General features: G+C 36.4%; 1 pseudogene. It reads right to left on the bottom strand.

The annotated features are described in order from the left end of the window. Positions 1–350: 350 nt before the first annotated feature. Positions 351–761 (bottom strand): annotated as a pseudogene (locus FFR48_RS28125) (alpha/beta hydrolase); the annotation flags it as partial. Positions 762–882 lie beyond the last annotated feature (121 nt).

Below are 882 nucleotides of genomic sequence, written 5' to 3'. Positions count from 1 at the left end.
CAGGAAAATAACCTGTGATAAAAATTGATAATTTATCGTCCGAATGCTTCGCCCTTACAGGAAAATAACCTGTGATAAAAATTGATAATTTATCATCCGAATGCTTCGCCCTTACAGGAAAATAACCTGTGATAAAAATTGATAATTTATCATCCGAATGCTTCGCCCTTACAGGAAAATAGCCTGTGATAAAAATTGATAATTTATCATCCGAATGCTTCGCCCTTACAGGAAAATAACCTGTGATAAAAATTGATAATTTATCGTCCGAATGCTGATGCTTCCAGCACGCTTCGCGAACGCCCTTACAGGAGTCAGGAATTAGAAATTTTAGAAATTAGAAGCAGGATTTAATTTTTAGATACTAATTCAGCAAACTCCCTCAATTTCTGACCATACTTTTCTTGTGCAACCTCAAAAAAATCATTATGATTTGCATCTTCTACCCACAAATAAAGTTTCGGTGTAGTGACAGCAGCAAACAATTTTTCCCCATGCTCAAAAGGAACAATATCATCTAACTTACCGTGCATCACTAAAACCGGAACTTTGACTTTTTTGATTTTCTCTAAATTATTAAACTTATCAAATGGTAAAATGGGAAAAGGTACAACTACCCGAAAAGCAGAAGTAAAGGTACTTTCAATAATTAAACCCGCTATCGGTTTTCTTGCTGCTAAGTCTATCGCTGAACCTCCCCCTACAGAACGTCCAAAAACTATAATTTGCTCTGGTTTGATTTTTAAATCTTCCGTTAAATAGGGGTTGCTGAGAAAGTCTTTCCGTGAGGGCATAGGAGTCAGGAGTCAGGAGTCAGGAGTCAGGAGGAGATTTGAAAATTTCTTTGCCATCTCTTGAAATCCCAAAAAATGCACACTTTTT

This window comes from Sphaerospermopsis reniformis (genome assembly GCF_005402885.1).
Classification (GTDB): Bacteria; Cyanobacteriota; Cyanobacteriia; order Cyanobacteriales; family Nostocaceae; genus Sphaerospermopsis; species Sphaerospermopsis kisseleviana.
Note: the sequence above shows the minus strand (reverse complement) of the source record. Positions and strands in the feature narration are given on the sequence as shown.